Origin of the sequence: Aestuariivita boseongensis (assembly GCF_001262635.1) — a bacterium.
GTDB classification, from domain to species: Bacteria; Pseudomonadota; Alphaproteobacteria; order Rhodobacterales; family Rhodobacteraceae; genus Aestuariivita; species Aestuariivita boseongensis.
This window is the reverse complement of the sequence record NZ_JXYH01000004.1, coordinates 120,439-126,760: the sequence shown is the minus strand read 5'-3', so window position 1 is coordinate 126,760 and position 6,322 is coordinate 120,439. Positions and strand designations below refer to the sequence as shown.

Annotated in this window: 5 protein-coding genes; all 5 read right to left on the bottom strand. The window is 60.2% G+C overall.

What is annotated here, in order from left to right:
• A partial coding sequence (locus TR61_RS03260; RefSeq protein ID WP_157440807.1) for a type III pantothenate kinase occupies positions 1 to 337 on the bottom strand: 337 nt, incomplete at its 3' end.
• A 13-nt stretch (positions 338 to 350) separates the two neighbouring features.
• On the bottom strand, positions 351 to 1,100 hold the full coding sequence (locus TR61_RS03255; protein ID WP_050928126.1) for a biotin--[acetyl-CoA-carboxylase] ligase: 750 nt from the start codon (positions 1,098 to 1,100) through the stop codon (positions 351 to 353).
• 63 nt (positions 1,101 to 1,163) lie between these two features.
• Positions 1,164 to 2,606, bottom strand: coding sequence for an NADH-quinone oxidoreductase subunit NuoN (nuoN, locus tag TR61_RS03250; protein WP_050928125.1), 1,443 nt, complete (start codon positions 2,604 to 2,606; stop codon positions 1,164 to 1,166).
• Between the two features lie 12 nt (positions 2,607 to 2,618).
• Complete coding sequence (locus TR61_RS03245; RefSeq protein WP_050928124.1) at positions 2,619 to 4,160, bottom strand: NADH-quinone oxidoreductase subunit M; 1,542 nt, start codon at positions 4,158 to 4,160, stop codon at positions 2,619 to 2,621.
• A complete protein-coding gene (gene nuoL, locus TR61_RS03240; RefSeq protein ID WP_050928123.1) occupies positions 4,160 to 6,319 on the bottom strand; it encodes an NADH-quinone oxidoreductase subunit L in 2,160 nt (719 codons plus the stop codon). Before nuoL ends, TR61_RS03245 begins: the two co-directional genes overlap by 1 nt.
• Positions 6,320 to 6,322 lie beyond the last annotated feature (3 nt).

Sequence of the window (6,322 nt, the reverse complement as noted above, 5' to 3'; positions counted from 1 at the left end):
TCCCCAGCCGGTCCGGCCCCACCAGCGTGCCCTGATCCACACGCGGCGGATGGGGCAGCAGGCAATCGGGTTTGCCCACCACCAGCGGGCGACAACCATAGAACCGGTCGGCGAAGACACGCAGGTTGAACACCACCCGCGGCACGGTGGAGGAAATGATCACGTCGGTGATCTGAGGATCGATCTTGTAATGATCCAGCAGCGTCGAGAACCAGGTGAAATAGGCATCCGCCGTGCGCGCATGGTGGGTCGAGGTGCGCATGGTGCAGATAAAGCTCTCCCCATCCCAGATGGAAAAGACCGTGTTGGTGTTGCCGCAATCAATGCACAAAAGCATGACGCTGCCTCCTTCAGAAAAAGATCTCTGCCGCGGGGATGCTGACCGCGCCCTGTGCCGTCTCTAGAACGAGATTACCGGCAGAGTCCACGCTGCGGAAGACACCGGTGGTTTCAGCCTGCCCGGTGCGGGCTGTGATCACCTCGCCCAGCTTTGCGGCGCGGGCCAGCCATGCGGTGCGAATGGGCGCAAAGCCGAAATCGCTCATCTGCCGTTCATAACGGTCGAAATGAGTGGCCAGCACGCTCAGGAAATCATCCGGAGTGATCTGCACTCCCGTCTCCCCAGCCAGCGACACAGGGCGCACCGCCCGCGCCTCGACCGCCTCAACCGGCGGCGCATCCGCAAGGTTCACACCGATCCCGATGGCCAGATAGCCCAGGCCGCCGCCGCTGCCTGCACTTTCCAGCAGGATGCCCGCCAGCTTGCCGCCGTTCAGAAGCACGTCATTGGGCCATTTCAGCGCGAGGCCGTCGGTCCGGCCCGTCACATCGGCGATGCTGTCATAAAGCGCCAGTGCGGCCACGAAGGACCGCAGCGCCGCTGTCTCTGGCCCGCCTTCGGGGCGCATCACCAGCGTGGCCGACAGGTTACCTTCCGGAACGATCCAGGGCCGTCCGCGCCGCCCGCGCGCCGCGGTTTGCCTGCGCGCCATGATCCAGACCGGCCCGCTCAGCCCCGGCGCGATCCGGGCGGCCTCGTTCAGCGTGCTGTCGACCTCCTCCAGCACCTGCAGCCCATAGCCCTGCGGCCAGTCAGTCATGACCAACCTGTTCTTCTTCTCTTTCCAAATACGGCAAGCAACACTGGCCCCGCGCGATCGGGCTCAATTGACAAGAACCGCAGCCGCCGCTTCCGCAGCCCCTTCGACGCCGAACATGTTGACGATGCCTACAACCATGATCGCGGCTGATGCCATCAGGAAGCCCGACAGCACCGGGTTTCCGCCGGTATCCAGGTCTTCACCGGTGTCCTCGCCGAAATACATGTAAAAGACGATGCGCAGGTAATAGAAGGCGCCAATCACCGACGCCACAACCCCTGCGACCGCCAGCCAGATCAGGTCGGCCTGATAGGCGGCCTGCAGCACATAGAACTTTCCGAAAAAGCCCAGCATCGGCGGCACACCGGCCAGCGAGAACAAGAGGATCAGCATCGCCAGCGCCTTGCCCGGTTCGCGCTTGGAATACATCCGCAGCGCGCCAATATCCGTGACCGGTTGACCGTCACGCTCCATCATCAGGATGAAGGCGAAGGTGCCCACATTCATGGTGACATAAATCGCCATATAAACCAGCATCGCCTGCACACCGAACGCCGTGCCTGCCGCCAGGCCCATCAGCGCATATCCCATATGGGCGATAGATGAATAGGCCATCAGGCGTTTGATATTTGTCTGACCGATGGCCGCCACCGCGCCCAGGAACATCGACAGGACCGACAGAAGCGCCACAACCTGGCTCCAATCCGGGACGGCTCCGCCAAAGGCGTCGTGCAACACGCGGGCGAAAAGGCCCATCGCGGCCACTTTCGGGGCCGTTGCAAAGAAGGCTGTCACCGGCGTGGGGGAGCCTTCATAGACATCCGGCGTCCACATGTGGAACGGCACGGCCGAGACTTTGAACGCGAGGCCCGAGATCACGAAGATCAGGCCGAACAAGAGACCCAGAGAGATGTCTTCCTCGGTCGCCGTCTGGATAATGCCGGAAAAGAGCGTCGTTCCCGCATAGCCATAGACCAGCGAGGCGCCGTAAAGCAGCAGGCCCGAAGACAGCGCGCCCAGCACGAAGTATTTCAGACCCGCTTCGGTCGATTTCACACTGTCGCGCCGCAGGGAGGCAACGACATAGAGCGACAGCGATTGCAGCTCCAGCCCCATGTAGAGAGCCATCAGGTCGCCTGCCGACACCATCATCATCATGCCGACCGATGCCAGCACGATCAGAACAGGGTATTCAAACCGCAGCAGATCACGGCGCTGCATGTATTCCTGGCTCATCACCAGCACGGCGGCAGCTGACAGAAGGATCACGATCTTGGCAAAGCGGGAAAAGGCGTCGTCCACAAACATGCCGCCAAAGGCGATGTTCTCCCCCGACCCATTCAGCCCGATAAAGGCTGCCACCGCCACCAGAACGGCGGCAGAGACCCAAACCAGTGTGGGCGCCAGCTTGTCCTTGCTGGTGTAGACCGCAAAAATCAGCGCGGCCATGGCAAACACCGACAATGCGATCTCGGGTAGAATGACGTTCAGATCAGCCTGGATCATAGCCCGGCTCCCTTAATTCGATGCCAGCCGGATCGCGGCTTCCGCCTGCGCCAGCGCGGTTTCGTAATTGCCCACCAGTGCTTCGACCGATGGTCCAATGATGTCGAGGATCGGTGCGGGATAGACACCGAAGAGGATCGTGCACACCACCAGCGGCGCAAAGATCGCACGTTCGCGGCGGGACATATCCGTGATGGTCTTGAGGCTTTCCTTAATCAGATCGCCCATCACGACCCGGCGATAGAGCCAGAGCGCATAGGCGGCCGAGAAGATCACGCCCGTCGTCGCCACAGCCGCCACCCAGGTGTTGACCTGGAAGACTGCCATCAGCGTCAGGAATTCCCCGATGAAGCCAGACGTGCCAGGCAGGCCGACATTCGCCATGGTGAACAGCATGAAGATCAGCGCGTAGGCCGGCATGCGGTTCACGAGGCCGCCATAGGCGTCGATCTCGCGCGTGTGCATCCGGTCATAGATCACGCCGACACACAGAAAGAGCGCACCAGAGATAAAGCCGTGGCTGATCATCTGGAAGATTGCGCCGTCGATACCTTGCTGGTTCGCGGCAAAGATACCCATGGTCACAAAGCCCATATGTGCCACGGAGGAATAAGCGATCAGCTTCTTCATATCCTCCTGCACCAGCGCCACCAGCGAGGTGTAGACGATGGCGATAGCTGACAGCCACAGAACCAGCGGCCCCATCACCTCGGACCCCACTGGGAACATCGGCAGGGAGAAGCGCAGGAAACCATAGCCACCCATCTTCAACAGGATCGAGGCCAGAACGACCGAGCCTGCGGTCGGCGCCTGCACGTGCGCATCTGGCAGCCAGGTGTGCACCGGCCACATCGGCATCTTCACCGCGAAAGAGGCGAAGAAGGCAAGCCACATCAGCGTCTGCATCCCGCCTACGATCTGCACGCCCAGCAGGTTGAAGCTTTCCGATCCGAACTGGTGCGTCAGCAACTGTTCGATATCGGTGGTGCCTGCATCCACATACATCCCCACCATGGCGACCAGCATCAGGACCGAACCAAGGAAGGTGTAGAGGAAGAACTTGAAGGACGCATAGATGCGTTCCTTGCCACCCCAGATACCGATGATCAGGAACATCGGGATCAGACCGGCCTCGAAGAACAGGTAGAACAGCACCAGATCCAGCGCCATGAACACGCCCAGCATCAGCGTTTCCAGCAGCAGGAACGCGATCATGTATTCCTTGACGCGGTGTGTGACATCCCAGCTTGCCGCAATCACCAACGGCATGATGAAGGTGGTCAGCATCACGAACAGAACGCTGATCCCGTCCACGCCCATCTTGTATTTCAGGCCAAGGATCCATTCCCCCTCTTCCACGAACTGGAAGCCGGTGTCGTTAGGATCGAACCCAAAGAGGATAAAGAGCGAGACAAAGAACGTCGCGCAGGTGGCAAAGAGAGCCGCCCATTTGGCGTTCTTCTGTGCCGCCTCATCGTCACCCCGCAAGAACAGCGCCAGGATCAGCGCGGCCAGTGCGGGAATGAAGGTGGTGATGGAGAGAAGGTTGTCCATTATTCCACTCCTCCGCCGATCGTCATCCAGGTGATCAGGCAGGCGATTCCAACGACCATCCAGAAGGCGTAGGTGAAGATGTATCCAGATTGTGCGCGGCCTGCGAGGCGGGTGAAGAATGGGATGATGCCCAAGGCTACGCCATTGATCGTCCCGTCAATGACATTGCCATCGCCGCGCCGCCAGAAGAGACGCCCGACACCCAATGCGGGTTTGACGAAAATCGCGTCATAAAGCTCGTCAAAATACCATTTGTTTTTGAGGAACAGGTACAGCGGGCGCTGGTTTTCGGCCAATTTGCCGGGGATGGCCGGGTTCACGATGTAGAACCAGTAAGCCACGATAAAGCCCAGAAGCATCGCCGCGAAAGGCGAGGTTTTCACCCAGTACGGCACCTTGTGCGCATCATCCAGCAGCGTGTTGTCCGGCGCGATGTAAAGCGCGCCCTCGCCCGGTTGGCCTGCAAAGGCGTAGTGGTGCTCACCTTCTTTGCCGTGGGCTTTGTCCTCGCCATGGCTGTCCTCGGCCTTGGCCTCCCCATGACTGTCCTCACCATGGCTGTCGGCTTTCGCCTCGCCATGCTCCGACGCCTCGGCATAGGGGATGCCATAGAATTTGCCGACCGTGTCCACATGGCCAAAGAAGGACTTGTAGAACACCATGCCCGAGAAGATCGCGCCGATGGCCAGAACGCCCAGCGGGATCAGCATGACCATCGGGCTTTCATGGGCGTGTTCATGGGTGTGCTTATCGCCCCGCGCCTCGCCATAGAAGGTCAGGAACATCAGGCGCCAGCTATAGAAGCTGGTAAAGAGCGCCGCGATGACCAAGAGCCAGAAGCCATAGCCCGTTCCAGCGGCATAGGCGCTTTCAACGATGGCGTCTTTCGAATGGAAGCCGGCGAAGCCAATCGGGATTTCGCCCAGCGTCGCGATCCAGACGGGGACGCCGACACCGGTGATCGCCAGCGTGCCGATCATCATGGCCCAGAACGTATAGGGGATTTTCTTCCGCAAAGCGCCATAGTTCATCATGTCTTGTTCATGATGCATCGCGTGGATGACCGAGCCTGCGCCCAGGAACAACATCGCCTTGAAGAAGGCGTGTGTCAGCAGGTGGAACATCGCCGCCGAATACATGCCCACGCCCGCGGCCACGAACATGTAGCCCAGCTGGGAACAGGTCGAATAGGCGATCACGCGTTTGATGTCGGTTTGCACCAGCCCCACGGTGGCCGCAAAGAAGGCCGTTGAGGCACCCAGGATCGTGATGAACATCGTGGCGTTGGGCGCAAACTCCATGATCGGCGACATGCGGCAGACCAGGAACACACCCGCCGTCACCATGGTCGCCGCGTGGATCAGAGCCGACACCGGGGTCGGGCCTTCCATCGCATCCGGCAGCCAGGTGTGCAGGATCAGCTGGGCCGATTTGCCCATCGCGCCGATGAAGAGAAGGAACGCCACCAGTTCTGCCGCGTTCCACGAGGTCCAGAGGAACGTGACCTGCGTTTCGGCCAGCGTGGGGGCAGCTGCGAAGATGTCGCTCAGGTTGATGCTGTCAACCAGGAAGAACAGCGCGAAGATGCCTAGCGCAAAGCCGAAATCGCCGACACGGTTGACGACAAAGGCCTTGATCGCCGCGGCATTGGCAGTGGGTTTGCGGTAATAAAACCCGATCAGCAGGTAGGACGCGACGCCCACGCCTTCCCAGCCAAAGAACATCTGCACGAGGTTATCGGCCGTCACCAGCATCAGCATGGCGAAGGTGAAGAACGACAGATAGGCGAAGAAACGGGGCTTATAGGTCTCGCCCTCGCGCCATTGCGGGTCGTGATCCATATAGCCGAAGCTGTAGAGGTGAACCAGAGACGACACCGTTGTAATCACGATCAGCATGATCGCGGTCAGCCGGTCCATCCGGATCGCCCAATCGGTGCTGAGCGTGCCGCTTTCGATCCAGCGCAGGATCGAGACGGTGTAATGCCCGCCCTCATGCAGCGAGGGATCGAAGGTCAGGAACACGATCCAGGACAGGATCGCCGACAGGAACAGAAGGCCGGTGGCGACCCACATGGCAGCCGTTTCACCGATGATCTTCCAGCCAAAGCCGCACAGAAGCGCGCCGACCAGCGGGGCAAAAAGGAGTATCGTTTCCATGAT

What these genes read in the sequence shown, in the direction of transcription:
- TR61_RS03255 (WP_050928126.1), bottom strand. Translation starts at nt 1,100, where the DNA reads ATGACTGACTGGCCGCAGGGCTATGGGCTGCAGGTGCTGGAGGAGGTC.
- nuoN (WP_050928125.1), bottom strand. Translation starts at nt 2,606, where the DNA reads ATGATCCAGGCTGATCTGAACGTCATTCTACCCGAGATCGCATTGTCG.
- TR61_RS03245 (WP_050928124.1), bottom strand. Translation starts at nt 4,160, where the DNA reads ATGGACAACCTTCTCTCCATCACCACCTTCATTCCCGCACTGGCCGCG.
- nuoL (WP_050928123.1), bottom strand. Translation starts at nt 6,319, where the DNA reads ATGGAAACGATACTCCTTTTTGCCCCGCTGGTCGGCGCGCTTCTGTGC.